At 51.3% G+C, this 19,365-nt stretch carries 17 protein-coding genes and 1 pseudogene; 3 read left to right on the top strand and 15 right to left on the bottom strand.

Annotated elements, in window-relative coordinates; all coding sequences use genetic code 11:
* Positions 1-62 precede the first annotated feature (62 nt).
* From GQE98_RS08110 to GQE98_RS08100, 3 genes and pseudogenes are all read left to right on the top strand, one after another.
* A complete protein-coding gene (locus GQE98_RS08110; protein ID WP_161315161.1) occupies positions 63-1,895 on the top strand; it encodes an ABCB family ABC transporter ATP-binding protein/permease in 1,833 nt (610 codons plus the stop codon).
* A 105-nt stretch (positions 1,896-2,000) separates the two neighbouring features.
* A pseudogene (locus tag GQE98_RS08105) lies at positions 2,001-2,705 on the top strand (phosphatidylserine decarboxylase); the annotation flags it as partial.
* Positions 2,706-3,533 (top strand): CDP-alcohol phosphatidyltransferase family protein, encoded by an 828-nt coding sequence (locus GQE98_RS08100; protein WP_161315159.1) that lies wholly within the window; start codon positions 2,706-2,708, stop codon positions 3,531-3,533. It begins immediately after the preceding pseudogene.
* A 67-nt stretch (positions 3,534-3,600) separates the two neighbouring features.
* Here the strand turns inward: GQE98_RS08100 and GQE98_RS08095 are convergent, their stop codons facing one another.
* The 15 genes from GQE98_RS08095 to GQE98_RS08025 form a co-directional block, all read right to left on the bottom strand.
* Positions 3,601-6,777, bottom strand: coding sequence for an efflux RND transporter permease subunit (locus tag GQE98_RS08095; RefSeq protein WP_161315158.1), 3,177 nt, complete (start codon positions 6,775-6,777; stop codon positions 3,601-3,603).
* Positions 6,774-7,901: an efflux RND transporter periplasmic adaptor subunit gene (locus tag GQE98_RS08090; protein WP_161315157.1), complete on the bottom strand. Its 1,128-nt coding sequence runs from the start codon at positions 7,899-7,901 to the stop codon at positions 6,774-6,776. Before GQE98_RS08090 ends, GQE98_RS08095 begins: the two co-directional genes overlap by 4 nt.
* Before the next feature lie 36 nt (positions 7,902-7,937).
* On the bottom strand, positions 7,938-8,474 hold the full coding sequence (locus GQE98_RS08085) for a PadR family transcriptional regulator (RefSeq protein ID WP_161315156.1): 537 nt from the start codon (positions 8,472-8,474) through the stop codon (positions 7,938-7,940).
* 278 nt (positions 8,475-8,752) lie between these two features.
* Entirely contained in the window at positions 8,753-9,247 is a 495-nt protein-coding gene (locus GQE98_RS08080) for a cell wall hydrolase (RefSeq protein WP_161315155.1), read from the bottom strand.
* 77 nt (positions 9,248-9,324) lie between these two features.
* Positions 9,325-9,546: a DUF1289 domain-containing protein gene (locus GQE98_RS08075; RefSeq protein ID WP_161315154.1), complete on the bottom strand. Its 222-nt coding sequence runs from the start codon at positions 9,544-9,546 to the stop codon at positions 9,325-9,327.
* A gap of 1 nt (position 9,547) precedes the next feature.
* Positions 9,548-9,979 (bottom strand): iron-sulfur cluster assembly scaffold protein, encoded by a 432-nt coding sequence (locus GQE98_RS08070; protein WP_161315153.1) that lies wholly within the window; start codon positions 9,977-9,979, stop codon positions 9,548-9,550.
* A gap of 9 nt (positions 9,980-9,988) precedes the next feature.
* Entirely contained in the window at positions 9,989-11,614 is a 1,626-nt protein-coding gene (locus tag GQE98_RS08065) for an NTP transferase domain-containing protein (protein ID WP_161315152.1), read from the bottom strand.
* A complete protein-coding gene (locus tag GQE98_RS08060; RefSeq protein ID WP_161315151.1) occupies positions 11,611-12,300 on the bottom strand; it encodes an XdhC family protein in 690 nt (229 codons plus the stop codon). Before GQE98_RS08060 ends, GQE98_RS08065 begins: the two co-directional genes overlap by 4 nt.
* A gap of 9 nt (positions 12,301-12,309) precedes the next feature.
* Positions 12,310-12,648, bottom strand: coding sequence for an XdhC family protein (locus GQE98_RS08055; protein WP_161315150.1), 339 nt, complete (start codon positions 12,646-12,648; stop codon positions 12,310-12,312).
* Entirely contained in the window at positions 12,645-13,865 is a 1,221-nt protein-coding gene (locus GQE98_RS08050) for a vWA domain-containing protein (protein ID WP_161315149.1), read from the bottom strand. The genes GQE98_RS08055 and GQE98_RS08050 overlap by 4 nt, the downstream gene beginning before the upstream one ends.
* Positions 13,862-14,779, bottom strand: a complete 918-nt coding sequence (locus GQE98_RS08045; protein WP_161315148.1) for an AAA family ATPase — start codon at positions 14,777-14,779, stop codon at positions 13,862-13,864. Before GQE98_RS08045 ends, GQE98_RS08050 begins: the two co-directional genes overlap by 4 nt.
* A 134-nt stretch (positions 14,780-14,913) precedes the next feature.
* Entirely contained in the window at positions 14,914-15,702 is a 789-nt protein-coding gene (locus GQE98_RS08040) for an FAD binding domain-containing protein (RefSeq protein WP_161315147.1), read from the bottom strand.
* A gap of 14 nt (positions 15,703-15,716) precedes the next feature.
* Positions 15,717-18,068: a xanthine dehydrogenase family protein molybdopterin-binding subunit gene (locus GQE98_RS08035; RefSeq protein WP_161315146.1), complete on the bottom strand. Its 2,352-nt coding sequence runs from the start codon at positions 18,066-18,068 to the stop codon at positions 15,717-15,719.
* Positions 18,069-18,071: 3 nt separating this feature from the next.
* Positions 18,072-18,539 carry a (2Fe-2S)-binding protein gene (locus GQE98_RS08030; protein WP_161315145.1) on the bottom strand — a complete coding sequence of 156 codons (468 nt, stop codon included), beginning with the start codon at positions 18,537-18,539 and terminating at the stop codon, positions 18,072-18,074.
* A gap of 146 nt (positions 18,540-18,685) precedes the next feature.
* Positions 18,686-19,339 (bottom strand): SRPBCC family protein, encoded by a 654-nt coding sequence (locus tag GQE98_RS08025; protein ID WP_161315144.1) that lies wholly within the window; start codon positions 19,337-19,339, stop codon positions 18,686-18,688.
* Positions 19,340-19,365: the final 26 nt, after the last annotated feature.

Below are 19,365 nucleotides of genomic sequence, written 5' to 3'. Positions count from 1 at the left end.
CCGTCTTTACATGGCGAGCTTTGCGCTATGTTAAGGACATCCTGTTTTAAGGTGGAAAGATTATGAGCAATCAACAATTTGACAGTCACAGTCAAACCGAGACTCGCAGTCATTTTGCGACGTTGCGCACTTTGGGGCAATATCTTTGGGCTGAAGGTCGACAAGATCTGAAAATCCGTGTTGTGATCGCGGTTATCCTGCTCGTGACGGCGGAGGTCGCCTCCGTCTATACGCCTTATATCCTCAAATATATCGTTGATGACTTAGCCGGCGATGTTAATCCGGTGATTGTTTTACCCCTTGGGCTAATTGTTGCCTTTGGCGTTGTGCGGGTTTTAACCCAGGCGTTTGCCGAACTCCGGGATGCGGTATTTGCAAAAGTCGGTCAAAACGCGATCCGTCAGGTTGCCCTCAATACTTTCCGCCATTTGCATCGTCTCTCCTTACGTTTTCATCTGGACCGACAGACTGGCGGATTAAGCCGGGTTATCGAGAGGGGGACCAAGGGAATTGATTTCCTGCTCCGTTTCATGTTGTTCAATATCGTACCAACACTGCTCAAAATCCTGTTTATTTGTGGAATTTTGCTGGTTCAGTATGGCTGGCTGATGTCTTTGATTACCTTGGTTACCTTGGCCAGTTATATCTTTTTTACCCTGACGGTGACGGAATGGCGGCTCAAATTCCGTCGGACAATGAACGAGAAGGACAGCGAGGCAAATACCAAGGCCATCGATAGCCTGCTTAATTTTGAAACTGTTAAGTACTTTGGTAACGAGGGACATGAAGCCCGCCGGTTTGACAGGGCATTGGCGTCCTATGAGGAAGCGGCCGTCAAGAGCAATACAACGCTTGCCTATCTGAATATCGGGCAGGGAGTGATTATCAGCATTGGGCTCATTGCGGTTCTCTACCTTTCGGCCCGCGGCGTTGTCGCCGGTGAATATACTGTGGGTGATTTCGTCGCCATCCACGGCTTTATGATGCTTCTGGTTCAACCCCTCAATTTTCTTGGATTTGTTTATCGTGAAATCAAGCAAAGCCTTGTCGATATGGAGAAAATGTTCGAGCTTCTCAGGGTTTCGCGCGAAATAGATGATGCACCGGGCGCCAAACCGCTTGCCGACGGGGGTGGGGAAGTTGAATTTCATCATGTTAACTTCGGCTATGAGGCCAACCGTCAGATATTGCATGATGTTTCCTTCAAGGTATCATCGGGCAAGACAACGGCGATTGTTGGCCCCTCTGGCGCAGGTAAATCGACGATCTCACGCATCCTGTTTCGGTTTTACGATGTTGATGAGGGCGATGTGACGATCGACGGGCAGAAGATTAATGACATTAAGCAAGACTCGCTTCGCGCGGCGATTGGTATCGTTCCACAGGACACGGTTCTGTTTAATGACACGATTCGCTATAATATTGCCTATGGTCGACCGGGCGCGAGTGATGCGGAAATCGAAGAAGCGGCACGCCTTGCCAGTATTGATAAATTTATCGAAAAACTGCCCGACGGCTATGAAACATCGGTTGGGGAGCGCGGCCTGAAACTCTCCGGCGGTGAAAAACAGCGGGTGGCTATTGCGCGGGCTATACTGAAACAGCCGCGCATTCTGTTATTTGATGAGGCGACTTCCGCACTTGATTCCCATACGGAGAAGGAAATTCAGGCGAGCCTGGCCGAGGTGTCGAAAAACCGGACCACGCTTGTGATTGCGCACCGACTTTCGACGGTTGTCGAGGCAGATGAGATTATCGTCCTGGAGAATGGCCAAATCCAGGAACGCGGACGTCACCATGAGCTTCTTGCAGCAGGCGGAAAATATGCCGCGATGTGGGCGCGTCAACAGGAAGCGGCAACCTATCAGGAGAAACTTGAGCAAGTCATGGATTAGGCTGTATCATTGCACCTGATATTCGCATGATCATCTTTTAGTTCTTTTTGAAGATAACATGCGGTATGACCTAGTTGAAGTAACCGGTCGCAATGCCGAAGGGAAGAAAACATGGATACGCTAAAATCAGTTTTGGTGCCGATCAATAAGGAAGGGCATAGATTTATCGCCATATTTGCGGCGATAACCTTTGCGCTTTTTCTGTTTACCTGGCCATTTTTGGGCTGGGTCGGCGTTATACTGACGCTCTGGTGCGTCTATTTTTTCCGTGATCCTGACCGTCATGTTCCAACCGCGGACGGACTCATCGTTAGCCCTGCAGACGGTGTAGTACAGATGATTGAGCGAGCGGTTCCACCGGAAGAACTTGGTATGGGCTCAGATGCTCGCCTTCGGATAAGTATCTTTCTTAATGTTTTTAATGTGCATGTTAATCGGGTGCCTATAGGTGGGACGATCGTCCGTCAGGTGTATCGACCGGGCAAGTTTCTCAACGCCGCCCTCGACAAGGCGTCAGAAGAGAATGAGCGCCATGCGGTCCACCTGCGCGACAATGATGGTAATGACATTGTATTTGTTCAGATAGCCGGTCTCGTCGCACGGCGGATTGTCTGTTACCTCACTGACGATCAGGAGGTTCGAACGGGCGAAAGATTTGGGCTCATTCGATTTGGCAGCCGCACAGACATTTACCTTCCCGAGGGAGTCGAGCCGCTTGTCGGGGTTGGTCAGTCGATGATTGGCGGTGAGACGATTATCGCCGATTTGAAAGGAAAAAATGAAGCGCCAATGGCGCTGGAGGTTCGCTAGATGACCTTTCAACAGCGCCGCCGTTTGCGGTTCATGCCGCTTAATTCATTAATCCCGAACATGCTGACATTGCTGGCGCTTTGCGCCGGGCTTACTTCCGTTCGGTTCGCACTGGATGAAAAATGGGAGATGGCGGTAGTTGCTATTCTTGCCGCTGGCGTACTCGATGGGCTTGATGGGCGTATGGCGCGATTGTTGAATAGCTCGTCAAAATTCGGAGCGGAACTTGACTCCTTGTCTGATTTTGTCAGCTTTGGCGTCGCCCCCGGCCTGGTCCTGTTTCTCTGGACGCTAGAGAGCGGGCTTGGCGGTGTTGGCTGGATCATTGCCCTTGTTTTTACTGTTTCCTGTGCGCTCCGACTGGCGCGCTTCAATTCCTTGCTAGAGCAAAAGCAACCCGCTTGGGCCAGCCGCTACTTCACAGGCATTGCGGCACCGGCAGGTGCCTCCATTTCACTCCTTTTTATGGTCATCAGCTTTTATACGGATAGCGATTTCTTCCAGTCAGCAATCCTGAATGCCGCCTGGATGTTGTTCATTGCCTTTATGATGGCAAGTCGAGTTCCCACTTTTTCGATCAAGCGCATTCGCATTGCCCGGCGGTTTATCATGCCGGTCCTGCTGTTGGTGGGCGGGCTGGCGGCGGTATTGGCAAGCTATCCCTGGCAGCTGTTGTCCCTGATTGCGATTGTCTATTTGGCGACTATTCCCTTTTCAGTTCTCAGCCATCGTCGGCTGCAGGAGCAGGAAGCCCTTAAAAATGGCGACATAGATGATCTTGACGAAAACGAAGAAGATGCCGATGGAGATGAAGAGGAAAAGGCTTGAAAAATCTCAAGCCTTTCCAATCTCACACATAGAACAATCGAACGGGAAGGGGCCATTTACTGGCTGCCTATTCCGCGGGTTCGGCGTGACTATCCTTTAGAAATTTCTTCGCCGTCTTTCCCTCGCGCCGCTTTTCCAGATAGCTGCTGACATTTGCGCCAAGCATCAAGAGGGCAGGTGTCATTATGAGGGTGAGAAGGGTTGCAAAGGTCAGGCCGAAAGCGACCGCTGTCGAGAGCTGGACCCACCACTGAGAAGACGGCGCCCCCATCACGACTTCGCGGGAAACGAAATCGATATTTATCTGCAAGGTCATGGGCAAAAGACCGAAAATCGTCGTGACGGTCGTCAGCATGACCGGGCGCAGACGTTGGGCCCCCGTCCTGAGGACCGCCTCCATCGCGTCCATTCCTTGTTTGCGTAAATGTGCAAAGGTATCGATCAGCACAATATTATTGTTCACCACAATACCCGCAAGCGCAATGACGCCGACACCGGTCATGACAATACCAAAGGGTTGGCCGGTAATAATAAGTCCTACGAAAACACCGATAGTAGACATAATGACGGCTGTCAGGATCAGAAACGCATGATAAAAGCTATTGAACTGGGTCACCAGAATAATGGCCATGATAAAGAGGGCAACAGCAAATGCCTTGCCGAGAAATTCACCGGCTTTCTTCTGTTCCTCGTCCTGGCCTTTAAAGACATAGGAAACTTCCGGATTGATATTTGCCTCATTCTCCAGCCAGGCCTGAATTTCCGCGACCTTATCGTCAACTAAGACCCCGGCTACGACATTTGCTTTGACTGTCATAACCCGTTCAGAATCAGAGCGGCTTATGCTTCCTACTTTCTGGTGAGGTTCACGTTTGACGAAGTTGGAGATGGGGACCATTCCGTTATTGGTCATCACCCGCAAGTTATCCAATTGATCAATACTACGTTTGTCATCCGGAAACCGCAGGCGGATATCTATCTCATCATCCGCGTCATTGGGGCGGTATTCATCTGCCTTGATGCCGTTGGTGACAAGCTGGATTGTTTTGCCAACAGATTGTATGTCCGCTCCGAAACGACCGGCTTGCGCTCGGTCAACGGTGATCTGCCACTCAATGCCGGGAATAGGGCGGCTATCTTCAAGATCAATCAGATCCGTGATGTTGTTTTCAAGATGATTCCGTATTTTCGCAACTTCGACAGGAAGGAGCTCCGGATGACGCGAAGAAAGCTGAATCTGAACATGTTTTCCAGTTGGCGGTCCATTATCCGGTTTGCGCGCTTCCACGATTATGCCAGTGAGATGGGCCGTCCGTTCACGTATATCAGCAAATATTTCGTCAGCTGGGCGGCGCTCCTGCCAATCCTTGAATTCCATTTGGATGACGCCAATCACGTCTTCAGAGACCCCTTGACCTCCTCCGGTACTACCTGATCGGGCGTAAAGGCCTTCGAAATCGTCAAGTTTGAGGATCTCATTTTCAACTTGCCTGACAAGCTGATCTTTCTCATCCGTTGACATATTACCGCGCGCATGAACATAGACCAGTGCCATTTCGGGTTCGACGTTTGGAAAAAATTCGACGCCGTTACCATGGGTCGCATAGTATAATTGCACGCCAACAAGGGTGACTAACCCAAGGATGACAATCTTTGTCGGATGCCTTAGGCACACGGCGAGGAACCGCACATAACGGCCTGTAAAGCCACCAAGGCTTCGGATATCGCCACTTTCCGCGGCCGCGAGAGCCGCAAGAGTTTTCGAATTGGTCGATCCTGACTTGCCAAAGACCGACCCCAAAGTCGGCACGAAGATAAGTGCCATCAGGAGCGAGCCGGTCAGTGTTGTGATCAGGGTGAGGGGGAGGTACTTCATAAATTCCCCAACCACGCCCGGCCAGAACATCAATGGCATGAACACCGCAAGTGTCGTCGCCGTTGAGGCGATAATCGGCCAGGCCATACGTTTCGCCGCAAGGGCATAGGCATTTTTTCTGTCAATACCTTCCGCCATTTTCCGGTCTGCGAATTCTGTCACCACAATGGCGCCATCCACCAGCATGCCAACGGCCAAAATAAGCCCGAACAGCACAACGATATTGATGGTAAGTCCGAAAAGATACATATACAGAATGCCGATCAGGAAAGAGCCGGGAATGGAAAGTCCGACAAGACCCGCCGTCCGGACACCCAGCGCACTGATCACCACAATCATCACCAGGATAATCGCGCTGATGATGTTATTCTGTAGATCCTGCAGCATGATACGGATGTCTTCGGACCGATCCTGTGAATAGGTCACGACGACATTTTCCGGCCAGTATTTTTGCTCCTCGACAACGGCTTTCTTGACCGCCTCGATTGTCTCAATAATATTTTCGCCAACCCGCTTCTTGATTTCGAGCGCAACGGCTGGGCGTCCATTTAGCCGGGCATAGCTATCGGCATCCTTGAAGGTTCGCCTCACTTCCGTCAGATCACGGAGCGTCACCACGCCCTCCTTGAAGACCTTGACAGGAATATCCAGAACATCTGATGCGGTTTTATAGAGGCCGGGTACCTTGATGGAAAAGCGGCCCTTACCCGTATCCATTGAACCTGCGGCAATTAGTTTATTGTTTGAAACGACGGCGTTGGCAAGCTCGGCATTTGAGATCTCATAGCTTTCAAGCTTTACGGGGTCGATGATCACTTCTAGCACTTCTTCACGGTCGCCGCCGATATCTGCTTCAAGGACGCCGGGGATACCCTCAACCCGGTCTTCGAGTTCCTTAGCCAGCTTGATCAGGGCCCGCAGCGGGACATCGCCGGAAAGAGTTACGATAAGTACGGGAAAAAGTGCGAAATTTACTTCATTGACCAATGGGTCGTCGGTTTCCTGGGGAAGCTCATTCTTGGCGATATCGACTTTTTCCCGCACATCCTGGAGTGCTTTATCAACATCGAAACCGGCATCGAATTCCAGCGTGACGGACGCGTGGCCTTCCGATGCGCTCGCCGTCATCTCTTTTACACCTTCGATAGAGCGTAGTTCCAGTTCCATCGGTCGGATCAGCAATCGTTCCCCATCTTCCGGGGAGATACCTTCGTGGGTCATGGAAACATATATGATCGGAATATTGATATCCGGGTCGGATTCTTTCGCAATATCGATATAGGCGTATACCCCGGCGACCAGGATCAAAAGGAGAGCCGATATAACCGTTCGTGAACGATTGATGGCGGCGTCGATAAGCGCGTTCATTGAGCTGCCTCTGCAACAAAGAGGTCGGGCTTAACCGTGTCACCTGCACGAACGAAGTCCTGCCCGACGACGATGAGCCTGACGGTGTCGGGAAGCCCATCTACCCAGATGCCGTCTGGTGTATCTGCAAGAATTCGAACAGGGTGGAATTCGACAACATCATCCGGACCAACGGCGCGAAGGCCAAGAACCCCTTTATCGTTCAGGGTTAGAAAGGCGGGGGAGAGGAAATGCGCCTTTACTGAGCTCGCCTTAAAGGTTATTTCCGCTGTCACGCCGCTTCGGAGCTTATAGCCTTCATTCGGGACTTCCAGCTCTACCCGAAAAGTGCGGGTTTCAGGGTTGGCGACGCGCCCGATGAATTTCACCTTACCTGTTACCGTTTCACCGGTCACAAGCTTGGCAGATCCTTCACTGCCAACTTCAATTTTGCCAACTTGTAATTCAGAAATCTGTCCGGTAATCAATAACGGATCACTTTCCACAATAGTGGCAATCGGGTTTCCGTCCTTTACAAAATCACCAATCTCGGCATAGCGGTTTTCGATATAGCCGTCGAAGGGAGCCGTGATTACCAGATCATTCAGGCGGATCTTCATGGCGGTGACCTGGGCTTTTGCACTATCAAGCTGGGCTTGCGCGCTTGCAAATGTCGTGTCGGAACTGAACCCCTTCTTATTTAGCTTTTTCGCCGCGTTAAATTCTATTTCCCGTTGGCGGACCAGGGCTTGCGCTTCCTGAAGACGCGCTTGGTTATCCTTAACATCAAAGCTGACAATGGGATCCTTCGCCTTAACTCGATCGCCAACATCTGCATGTACTTTTTTGACCCGGCCAGAAATTTCAGCTTTAAGGTCGACCACCCGATTTGCTTCTGTTCTGCCGTGGACGATAATTTCCTGCTCCCGCGGTTGGGCAGTGAAATTCTGATAGCGGACACCCATGATCTTCGGCTTATTCTTGGCGTCCCCCGTTGTCTCTGCGGCTGACCCTTCTGCTTGGGTTGCCGCGGCGGCACCACTGGCATTGTCTTCGCTATCGCCACCAAAGTCTATCTGTCCTGACGCAATCCAGGCTGTTACCCCAACGGCGATTACGATTGCGATGATGATTGAGCGGTTCAAAGTGATACCTCTTTTTCGAGCATGTTTAACGTTGTATTAGTCAGCGGCGCGACTATCCATTAGCGCATCTGATTCTAATAAATGCCTGTAATCCTTTAAATAATCGATTTCTGCCTGATATATTGTGCGACCAAAGTTACAGAGAAATTTCTCTCTGTCAGTTAATTTTGAATCGCATTCATTGTCCAGGTTTTCAATTTTCTGGGCACGGTCACTTATTCTTTCGTCAATAAGTTCCGAAATTTTTGATGCGGGCAAAAGATGCGCGAACATCAGGACTGCGAGAAACTCAGACCTGAATCTGTCAGCTGCGGGCCTTTTCATGATTGCATCGATAAACTGGTAGCGTCCGCTCGCCGTAATGGAATAGATTTTTTTATCAGGTCGCTTTACCTGACTGAGCTCGCGGCAGGATACGAGCCCTTCTTCCGTCAGCTTGTTGAGAGCTGGGTAAATCGACCCGTAACTGGCATGGAAAATGAGATCCAGCCGGTCTTCAAAGGTTTTTTTGATTTCATAGCCAGTGGCATCTCCCATCGTGAGAATACCAAGACATAAAGTGCGAATATCCATTTATTCCGATTACTTATGTAAAATTTTGAGAAACGCGCTCACGTTTAAATCTGAAAATTGAGTTCCAGTATTACGAACCAATATATATCAGTTCGATACAGATGCAAATTTAATATAGAGCACAATTCGGCATTTCAGCATATGACGGGGATTACGAAATGGATAAATCGTAACATAGTTAGTCTAAATCACAGTGTCGTGTGATCACGCGAAAAGGTCTGTAAAAAGCAACTCGAGCCGGTTTTTACAGAATTTATGTGCAGGGCCGGAATGGAAAGTTACATTTTCCGATAAAAAATGTGGTTTCCAATATTTGCGGTCTTCTTCAGGCTTTTTGACCAGACAGGGGAGACATAGGTTGCGTGGTAAAAGGTGGCGTCGCCGGAGAGATCGCGCATATTGCCGCTTCTAACAAGGCTCGCCACCATCAGGGCGCGTTGCCAGGAAACTTCATCTGTGGCTGTATCTGATTTGCCATCGCAGGCAAAGGAGAACTGGCAGGCATTTCGCCGCGAGCTACCTTCAAAAACTACTTTGCAATAGGACATATCTTTTGCCGCAACGCGGTTATGGACAACCTGAGCCACCGCGACTTGGCCGCTGAAAGGTTCGCCGCGTGCCTCGAAATATACTGCCTGGGCCAGACATTTTGTCTCGGGGTCATTGTCGGAAGAGGCGACAAGAGTTGTTGTCGCAGGCATGAAAGTCGCCATCACAAGAAACAGCAGAGACAGAAAGGAAACCGTCAGAATGCTCAGGGTTTTCAAATACATTTATGCCCCCATTACTCGAAAGCAAGCTTACATTGAAATTAACGACGCTTGCATTTAGCGGGGGGAAGTAGGCAAAATTATGGCAATTTTTCCGTTTGTCGTGATTCCCGGCGCCGTTGCCGTATCTCTTTCAGGACGTCCAGCTTTTCAACATTGCTCATCAAAACCCAGCCGCCAATTTCATTTCTTGTGCGAAAGCAACCCCGGCAATAGAGATTTTGCATATCCATGCTGCAAATTCCGGTGCAGGGGGAAGGAAGGTCTGGCAGGTTTTTTATTTTTGGGTTTTTACGGCGCATCTCAGACTTTCTTTTTCGCAGCCTCTAACGCTCGGATCAAGGCGTCAAAGGGAAGGAGGACACAATGATGACGGCTCTTGTGGAGCGAGACAACATCGAAATATTCTAGTTCTTGCCACTCCGATGTATCCTGAAGAGACGTTCCGTGCAACATGGATTGCAGAATTTGGCGCGTTTCCAGAATATCCTCGAGCCTTTTGCCGATGGCATATTTGCCAATCAGGGAGGCGGACGCCTGACACAGCATGCAGGAACGATTTTGGTGATTTAACTCACTAATTTCATTGTCTTTCAGTCGGATTTGTATGGTAATCCGGTCGCCGCAGGTGGGGTTATCCAGCGTTTCTTCCGCATCCGGGCTTTCTAGTGTTCCGTCGCCGGTGGCGTTGGCGGCAAGGCGCAGCAAATTCTTCTGATATAGCTCATCGATCACGTTACTTACTCACGCTTGTTGGAGGGCGATTAGGGCCTCTGGTGTATCGATGTCTGTAAAAATACTGTCTTTATCAGCCTCGACATTGAAGACATGAGATTCATTCTCCGCAATCAGGGCCTTTGCCCCGATATCGCCTGTCAGGGTGAGAATATCAGTTTTATACTGGCTACTAATAAGAACGGGATTGCCGCGTTTACCCTGAAAAGTTGGAACGATAATCGTCCGGCCTTCCTCCACATCGAAGGCGTCGATCAGAGCGTTGAACAGGTTTACGCTCACAAGAGGCATATCGCCGAGGCAAATCAGGACCCCGTCGAAATCATCGGCAAGGGCGCGAAACCCGGTTTTAAGGCTGCCGCTCAGACCCTGTGCGTAGTCCGGATTGTGAAATGACTTGATCCCGAGTTCGCTAAAAAGAGCTTCAATCTTTTCTTGTTCATGACCTGTCACGCCGAATACGCTCGCTGCCTTCGATTTGAGGGCTGTTTCCGCCGTATGGTAAAGCATGGCTTTCCCGTCAATTTCCGCGAGCAGTTTATTTTTCCTGCCCATACGCCGGGATTGGCCCGCTGCGAGGATAAGGACGGCAACCGACTTCCCTTGCGCCGCCGTCGTCTTTCTTTCCTGATTGCGCGGTTGCGGCCGGCTCGGGATTTCCTTTAGCAGGCCCCCGGCGCCCATATCCATGATATCCGACGCGGTGACAGGAATATCCGCAAGTAGACGATCGAGGACAAAGTCAAACCCGTTCAGTTTTGGAGAACGGGTGCAGCCTGGCAGGCCGATAACAAGTTTTTCGCGCAAACGCCCAAGGAGGAGAAGGTTGCCAGGGTCAACCGGCATGCCGAAATGATCAATCTCACCGCCTACCTGCTTAATGGCCGCCGGTATGACATCATTCCGGTCCGTAATGGCAGAGGCACCGAATATCAGGATAAAGTCGCATCCTTCCTTATCAAGCGTCGTTATGGTCTTGGCAAGAGCCTCCTCATGATGGTCGCAGCGTTGGCTGACATCAATCCGGTTGTCACACCGTTCCAGACGATCGGCCATGATCCTTTCCGATTTCGCGATTACTTTTTCCTTTGTGTTTGGCAGTATCGTCGAGATCACGCCAATCTTTTTCTTGACGAAAGGATGAATAGAAACAATAGGCTGAGGGATATTCTGAATGCAGGACAGAACCTTTTCAACCTTGTCTTTTGGTGCCGCGAAGGGAATAATCTTCACGGTTGCCAGCATCTGGTTGGTCTCCACCAACTCGTAACCCTTGACCGTTGCAATAGTAATTGTCTCGTCAATGTGATTGAGCGTTTTTATTTGTGCCTCGTTAATGACGGCTATCCCGCGTGTTTCCGCGAACAGGTTGGCGCGGCCGGTGAAGGGAGGCTTGACGATTACATTGGCGCCGGCGAGAGGTGCCGCGACCGTTGCGGCGGCGGTATCCTCGGACATATCAGTTTCATCAATTTTTGCACCAAGAATGGTTTCTACCCCATTGTTTTTAAGGGCATCTATGTCTGTCTCAGTGAGGACATGCCCTTTTCTCAGCAGCTTGCCCGGAGCAATCTCCACCGCATGGGCAAGAACAACACCCTCTGCTTTTTCTACAGCTAAGCGGCCGAAGTTCATTTTACCTCCTTCCGGCGGAGAACCGCAATAATCTCCGCCATAATGGAGATAGCGATTTCCGCTGGCGATTTAGCGCCAATATCGAGTCCGATCGGGCCGTGAATACGATTGAAATCAGAATCCGAAAAGCCAGCGGACATTAACCGTTGTTGTCTTTTTGCATGGGTTCGGCCACTGCCCAGAGCGCCAATATAGAAGGCGTCAGATTTAAGGGCGTATTGCAGAGCAGGGTCGTCCAATTTTGCATCATGCGTCAATGTGACAATGGCGGAGCGTCGATCTGGACGCAATTCCTCAAGGGATTCATCGGGCCAGCGATTATCAAGCGTCACGTTTGGGAAGCGGAAGCTGGATCCAAAACTACGCCGTGGATCAATCACTGTGACTTCATAATCTGCACTTGCGGCCATGGGAACAAGCGCCTGCGCGATATGCACCGCACCAACAATAAAAAGGCGGAGGGGCGGGTTGAAAATATTCAAAAAAACCGGCCCGTCTTCAGTTTCGATAGTGGCGGGTTTATCGCTTCTGAGGGCGTTTCTGGCCGCTTCTACGAAATCAGAATTACCTTCAATATCAAATGGATATAAAAGTTCTTGATCTCCGGACTTTAAATTGGTGGCAAGAACGACCTGACGTTTTTCCGTGCGCGCCAGTTGGAGTTCTTCGAGGAGAGCGGTTTTCATTGCTTTGCCTTAGTCGAGTTTTTCAACGAACACATTGATTTTACCACCGCAGGCAAGCCCGACTTCCCAGGCTTCATCATTACTGACGCCAAATTCAAGTGTTTTCGGTTGCCCGCTTTTCAAGATCTCAAGGGCTTCCTGAATAACCGCGCCTTCAACACAGCCACCGCTGACTGAGCCGACCATCTGGCCGGTTTCATCGATGGCGAGCTGGCTACCGGCGGGGCGGGGCGCAGAGCCCCAGGTGTTGATGACGGTGGCAAGGGCAACTTCACGGCCATCCTTCTTCCAATTGAGGGCTTGGTAGAGTATATCCTCAGCGGGCAGGGTGGATTTGACATCAGTCATGCAGCAAAACTCCTTTTTTCAGGTTGCGCGCCCATTGGTTGAGACAGGATGTCGGCGAGTTCTTTCAGGCTGTTCAAGTTGTGAACGGTGCGAAACTGGTCGACATGCGGCAGGATCGCCTTTACACCTTTTGAACGTGGCTCAAAACCCTGATATCGCAGTAACGGGTTCAGCCAAATTAACTGCCGGCAGGATTTATGCAACCGCTCCATTTCAATACCCAATCCTTCTCCCGCGTCTCGGTCCAGCCCATCGGATATAAGCAGGACAACAGCCCCTTGACCTAACACGCGTCGAGACCAGAACTTGTTGAACTCCTTGATCGTGGCGCCAATGCGCGTGCCACCGGACCAGTCTTCAACCTTCTCGCTGATGACGTCCAGTGCGGCATCCACGTCACGATAGCGCATATATCTTGTTATATTAGTAAGCCGTGTGCCAAAAGCAAATGTATGGACGCGATCGCGGTCATTTGTGAGAGCATGCATGAAATGCAGGAGCATCCGGCTGTATTGTGTCATTGAGCCAGAAATATCGCAGAGGACGACCAGTGGGGGGTGTCGTGTCACGTTAGACTTGAAGCGAAGGGGAATACTGGCCCCGCCGCTTCGAAGGCTGGCGCGCAACGTCCGGCGCATGTCGATCACGCCGCCATGAAAATCCGCGCGTTGCCGTCGGGTTTTCACCTCCATGATGGGGAGCCGCATGGTTGCCATTGCCTTCTTGGCTTCCGCCATTTCTTCGGCACTCATGCTTTCGAAATCCTTTGATTGAAGAAGTTCGTTATCCGAAGCTGTGAGGGTTGCGTTTATCTCGATCTCTTCCTCATCGCTTTCCTGATCGGAATCGGGGGCTGGTGATGGGGCCAATGCCTCTGAAAGACGGCGACTTAACTCAGGTTGGTCATCGCGTTTGGTGCTGTCGAGAAAGGTTGTCGGCAGCATCATATCCATCATTTTCTTGAGGAGTTCCGGATTGCGCCAGAAAACGTGAAAGGCCTGGTCGAAAATATCCCATTGATCGCGGCGATTGACGAAGACGGAATGAAGCGTCCAGTAAAAGTCATCCCGTCGGCGGATGCCTGCTACTTCAACGGCGCGGATTGCCTCAATCACACGGCCGGGACCGACAGGAAGACCTGCACGGCGAAGGGTTCGCGCAAAATGCATGATGTTTTCCGCGAAAGTGCCACCAGTCTGTGTTGAGGCGTCAGTCATCTTGTCTCAATTTCGGCATTGATTTTTTTAATAATATTCGCCGCTTCACTGCCCTGAACTTTGACAATATCATCTTGGTACTTCAAAAGGACACCCAGTGTGTCATTGATGACATCGGGGTCAAGCGAGATGATATCAAGCTCCTTCAACGCATTCGTCCAGTCCAGCGTCTCCGCAACGCCCGGCAGCTTGAATAGGTTTGGATCTTTTCTGAGCTCCTGAATAAAAAGAACAATCTGTTCCGACAAACGTTCACTAACGCCAGGTAGTTTCCGCGTGATGATCTCTTTTTCGCGGATGGCATCCGGATAATCGACCCAGTGATACAGACAGCGACGTTTCAGCGCATCATGGATTTCTCGCGTCCGGTTGGACGTAATGATGACGATTGGTGGTTCCTTTGCTTTCACGGTGCCGAATTCCGGGATGGTAATCTGGAAATCAGACAGAACTTCAAGGAGAAACGCCTCGAACGGCTCATCGGTCCGGTCTAGTTCATCAATCAATAGGACAGGCGCACCACCAACATTGCTTTCTAGCGCTTTCAAGAGGGGGCGCTTGATGAGGAATTTCTCAGAGAAGATATCACTGCTGAGCCGCTCCCGGTCGGCAGTTTCTGTCGCTTCGGCAAGACGGATTTCGATCATTTGCCGGGCGTAATCCCATTCATAGACAGCGGAACTGACATCCAGTCCTTCATAGCATTGCAGGCGGATCAGCGGCCGGTTCAACTGTTCCGCGAGCACTTTAGCGATCTCCGTCTTGCCAACTCCTGCTTCTCCCTCCAGAAAGAGCGGACGGCCCATTTTTAGAGAAAGGAACAGGACCGTCGCAAGACTCCGGTCCGCCACGTAGTTGGCGTTCTGTAGCAATTCCTGAACGGCGTCGATGGATTGAGGCTGGACGTTATTCATTTTCGTCGGATTTCCCTTCTTTGGCTTAATCCTGATTGCGCCGGAGTTTCGGTCCCGAAAACGGAAAATAGGTTAAAAATACGAAAGGGGAAGCCAAAACTTCCCCTTTTAAGCGATCTGCACAGAGGGGCAAATTACGACGCGGCTTTAACCGCCCGGGCCGCCATAACCGAAATCAGGTTAGCCCGGTATTCAGCGGAAGCATGAATATCCGCGCTCAGGCCTGAAGATTCAGTTTTGATGCCGGATATTGCATCCGCTGCAAAATTGCTCGACAGGGCGGCTTCCATATCCGTCTGACGGAAGACGCAAGTCCCTGCGCCGGTGACCGCTACACGCACGCCATTTGCCGTTTTAGCGACGAACACGCCTGTCAGGGCATATCGCGACGCCGGGTTGGGGAACTTGGCATAGCCTGCTTTTTCTGGAATAGGGAAGGTGACTTTGGTTACCAGTTCATCTTCTTCCAATGCCGTCTCAAAAAGATCGACAAAGAAATCATCTGCCGAAATGCTTCTTTTGTTGGTATGCACAGTCGCGCCAAGACCAAGCAAAGCTGCCGGATAATCCGCCGCCGGGTCGTTGTTGGAAATCGATCCGCCGATCGTACCCCGATTTCTTACCTGAGCATCGCCGATATGGCTGGCAAGAAAGCTGAGTGCTGGAATAGCGGATTTGACGTCTGCCGAGTCGGCAACATCCACATGGCGGGTCATAGCGCCGATAGTAACCTCGGAATCATTGACGCTGATGCCTTTAAGCTCGGCAATTCCGCCAAGGTCAACAAGCTTGTCGGCCTGGGCGAGACGGAGTTTGAGGGTCGGCAGCAATGTCTGGCCACCGGCCAGGAACTTGTCATCTTCGCCGATGGCAGAGACGGCCTCGTTAATCCCCGAAGGGCGTTCATAATCGAATGAATACATGGGTGTGTCCCTTCTTAATTGTTGTTGATGGCACGCCAGACCTTTTCAGGCGTTGCCGGCATATTGATGTCCTTACCCAACGCATTGACGATGGCGTTCATGAGTGCGGCCGGAGCCGCAATCGCGCCAGCCTCGCCGCACCCTTTTACCCCCAGTGGATTGCTAGGGCAGGGAGTGTTCGTCGTTGCCACGCGGAAATTCGGCAAATCGTCGGCCCGTGGCATGCAGTAATCCATGTATGAGCCAGTCAGCAACTGCCCACTCTCTTCATCATAGATAACTCCTTCCAGAAGAGCCTGGCCGACGCCTTGTGCGACGCCCCCGTGAACCTGTCCTTCAACGATCATCGGATTGATGACATTGCCGAAATCATCCACGGCCGCCCAGTCGACAATATCGACAATGCCGGTTGACGGATCAATCTCCACCTCTGCGATGTGGGTTCCTGCCGGGAAAGTGAAGTTGAGCGGATCATAAAAGGCATTTTCCGCCATGCCGGGTTCCAGATCGGCCGGATAGTTATGTGGCACATAGGCGGCAAAAGCAATCTCGCCCATGGTCATTTGCTTATCCGTTCCGGCGACCGAGAAGACGCCATGATCATGCTCGATATCCTCGACTGAGGCTTCCATGAGGTGGGCGGCAATCTTCTTCGATTTTTCAACGATCTTGTCGACCGCCTTGACGATGGCCGATCCGCCGACAGCAAGAGAGCGCGATCCATAAGTGCCCATGCCGAAGGGTACCTTGCTGGTGTCACCATGCACAACCTCAACGCTTTCGATAGGAACGCCGAGCTTGTCAGCGATGATCTGGGCGAACGTCGTCTCATGTCCCTGACCATGGCTATGGCTACCGGTAAAGACAGTTACGCTGCCTGTCGGGTTAAAGCGGACCTCCGCCGATTCCCATAGACCAACGCCAGCCCCGAGGGAGCCAACAGCGGCAGACGGCGCAATGCCGCACGCCTCAATATAGGCGGCGGTACCAATGCCCCGGATCTTGCCATTGGCTTCCGACTGCGCCTTGCGGGCAGCAAAGCCAGAATAGTCGATCATGTCCTTCGCCATATTCATGGCAAGCGGATAATCACCTGAGTCATAGGTCATGATGACCGGCGTTTCATAAGGATAGGCATCCGGCTGGATAAAGTTCTTAAGCCGGAATTCTGTTGGATCCATCCCCAAATCCCGCGCGGCTGTTTCCATCATCCTTTCAACAACATATGTCGCTTCCGGGCGTCCCGCCCCGCGATAGGCATCCACAGGTGTGGTGTTGGTGAAACCTGCCTGCACTTCGACGTAAATACTCGGGATTTTATACTGACCACTCAGGAGTGTGCCATAAAGATAAGTAGGTACGGCGGAGGCAAAGGTCGAGAGATAGGCGCCCATATTCGCCTGGGTCGATACCCTGAACGCGAGGATCTTACCGTCGTTATCCATGGCAAGTTCCGCATGGGTTACATGATCTCGGCCATGGGCATCGGTGAGGAACGCTTCGGATCGATCCGCCGTCCATTTGACCGGACGGTTAATTTTCCGGGCGGCCCAGATGGTTGTCGTTTCCTCGGCATAGACAAAGATCTTGCTGCCGAACCCACCACCAACATCCGGTGCTACGACACGGAGTTTGTTTTCCGGGGCAATCCCCAGAAAGGCCGACATGATAAGACGGGCGACATGCGGGTTCTGGCTCGTGGTATAAAGCGTGAGATCACCGCTGCCCATGTCATACTCCCCAAGGGCGGCGCGCGGCTCCATCGGGTTGGGTGAAAGGCGGTTATTCACAAGATCAATCTTTGAGACATGGGCGGCATTTGCAAAGGCCGCATCCACCGCTGCTTTATCACCAAGTTCCCAGTCATAACAGAGGTTTCCAGGCGCTTCCTCATGTATTTGTGGAGCTCCGGGAGCAAGTGCTTTGGCGATATTCGTAACGGGAGTCTGAACATCGTAATCCACCTCGATAAGCTCCGAGGCATTTTTCGCCTGTTCAAGACTTTCAGCAATCACGAAGGCTACTTGATCCCCAACATGCCTTACGGCATCCACTGCCATGCTGTTGTGGGGAGGTGCGTTATGCGGAGAGCCATCCTTGCTGGTTATACCCCAGCCGCAGATCAATCCGCCAATCCCGTCGGCGACCATATCCGCGCCGGTAAAGATATCAACGACACCCGGTGCCGCCTTGGCGGCGCTCAAGTCGATACTCTTGATTTTGGCAAAGGCATGAGGCGAGCGCAGGAAATAACCATAAGCCTGCCCGACCTTGTTCATATCATCCAGATAGTGGCCGTTACCCGTAATAAACCGTTGGTCTTCCTTACGCCTGACTGAGGCGCCAATTCCATTTTCGACAGACATTGATCACCCTCCCATATTCTCCGCAGCTGCTTTGACTGATTTGACAATATTATGATAGCCCGTGCATCGGCAGATGTTGCCTTCAAGCTCGGTCCTGATTGTCTCTTCGGATGGGTTCGGGTTGCGTTTCACAAGGTCAACCGCGCTCATGATCATGCCGGGCGTACAAAAACCACACTGTAGACCATGATTTTCCTTAAACGCAGCTTGCATGGGATGTAACTCACCATTTTGAGCCAGGCCTTCAATGGTGGTTACATCGGCTCCCTCCGCCTGAACCGCCAGCATTGTACAGGCTTTTACACTGTCACCGTCAACATGAACGGTGCAGGCGCCGCACTGGCTGGTATCACAGCCGACATGGGTTCCGGTCAGCCGGAGATTTTCGCGGATAAATTGAACGAGCAGGGTATTGGGCGCGATATCTGCGCTGACCTGTTTACCGTTCACCGTCATGCTAACGGTTGTCATATGATCTTCCTCCCTTGATCTAACATTATTATTAAACTTGATATAACCTGTTGGACTAGTTTGCAGAACATTAACGTTTATGAATTTATTGTTTCAACTGATCTAGTGCGCCGTCAAAAGCAGTAAAGCTTTTTCAGGTGTTCGTATCAATCACCCGCAAGATAGAAAAGAATGATTGCGGCAATTATCCCGAGGGGAATCAGAATAATCGGCCGCATCCAATTGGGTGAGGGCGCTTTTTCTACTCCAGGCGGTGTCGCCGGCTCTGCAGCTTCTTCAGGTTCTGATGTCGGAACAGATGTTTCCGCTGCAGGCTGTGGCGTAACACTCACCGGCTCCTCGACTGCCGTTTCTTCCTTGCCTGAACTAACGAGTTTATTGAAGTTGGCAAAAAACTCCCCTGCGAGTTTCTTGGCCGTGCCGTCAATCAGGCGCGAGCCAATTTGTGCCATTTTTCCACCAACGGAGGCATTGACATCATAGGCGAGAAGTGTGCCGTTATCGCTTTCTGTCAGGGAAATATCGGCGCCGCCTTTCCCAAACCCGGCAGCCCCTCCCTTGCCCTCACCAGTAATGGTATAGCCGTTCGGAGCGTCTATATTGCTTAGTTCGACATTACCCTTGAATTTGGCAGACACAGGGCCGACCTTGACTTTGACAGTCGCAGTGAATTCCGTATCGCTTATTTTTTCAACAGACTGGCATCCGGGGATCGATTGTCGCAGGATCTCAGGGTCATTCAATGCATTCCATACTTCCGCCCGCGAAGCGCTGATCAATTCTTCACCGCTCATTTGCATGGTGTAACTCCTGACGTTGACCTAAT

It is taken from the genome of Sneathiella litorea, assembly GCF_009882915.1.
Taxonomy (GTDB): Bacteria; Pseudomonadota; Alphaproteobacteria; order Sneathiellales; family Sneathiellaceae; genus Sneathiella; species Sneathiella litorea.
This window is presented reverse-complemented; position numbering and strand designations above follow the sequence as displayed.

Bases quoted from the DNA above. Each gene is read 5' to 3' on its own strand.
- GQE98_RS08110 (WP_161315161.1), top strand. From the start codon at position 63: ATGAGCAATCAACAATTTGACAGTCACAGTCAAACCGAGACTCGCAGT.
- GQE98_RS08100 (WP_161315159.1), top strand. From the start codon at position 2,706: ATGACCTTTCAACAGCGCCGCCGTTTGCGGTTCATGCCGCTTAATTCA.
- GQE98_RS08095 (WP_161315158.1), bottom strand. From the start codon at position 6,777: ATGAACGCGCTTATCGACGCCGCCATCAATCGTTCACGAACGGTTATA.
- GQE98_RS08085 (WP_161315156.1), bottom strand. From the start codon at position 8,474: ATGGATATTCGCACTTTATGTCTTGGTATTCTCACGATGGGAGATGCC.
- GQE98_RS08080 (WP_161315155.1), bottom strand. From the start codon at position 9,247: ATGTATTTGAAAACCCTGAGCATTCTGACGGTTTCCTTTCTGTCTCTG.
- GQE98_RS08075 (WP_161315154.1), bottom strand. From the start codon at position 9,546: ATGCGCCGTAAAAACCCAAAAATAAAAAACCTGCCAGACCTTCCTTCC.
- GQE98_RS08065 (WP_161315152.1), bottom strand. From the start codon at position 11,614: ATGAACTTCGGCCGCTTAGCTGTAGAAAAAGCAGAGGGTGTTGTTCTT.
- GQE98_RS08060 (WP_161315151.1), bottom strand. From the start codon at position 12,300: ATGAAAACCGCTCTCCTCGAAGAACTCCAACTGGCGCGCACGGAAAAA.
- GQE98_RS08055 (WP_161315150.1), bottom strand. From the start codon at position 12,648: ATGACTGATGTCAAATCCACCCTGCCCGCTGAGGATATACTCTACCAA.
- GQE98_RS08050 (WP_161315149.1), bottom strand. From the start codon at position 13,865: ATGACTGACGCCTCAACACAGACTGGTGGCACTTTCGCGGAAAACATC.
- GQE98_RS08045 (WP_161315148.1), bottom strand. From the start codon at position 14,779: ATGAATAACGTCCAGCCTCAATCCATCGACGCCGTTCAGGAATTGCTA.
- GQE98_RS08040 (WP_161315147.1), bottom strand. From the start codon at position 15,702: ATGTATTCATTCGATTATGAACGCCCTTCGGGGATTAACGAGGCCGTC.
- GQE98_RS08035 (WP_161315146.1), bottom strand. From the start codon at position 18,068: ATGTCTGTCGAAAATGGAATTGGCGCCTCAGTCAGGCGTAAGGAAGAC.
- GQE98_RS08030 (WP_161315145.1), bottom strand. From the start codon at position 18,539: ATGACAACCGTTAGCATGACGGTGAACGGTAAACAGGTCAGCGCAGAT.
- GQE98_RS08025 (WP_161315144.1), bottom strand. From the start codon at position 19,339: ATGCAAATGAGCGGTGAAGAATTGATCAGCGCTTCGCGGGCGGAAGTA.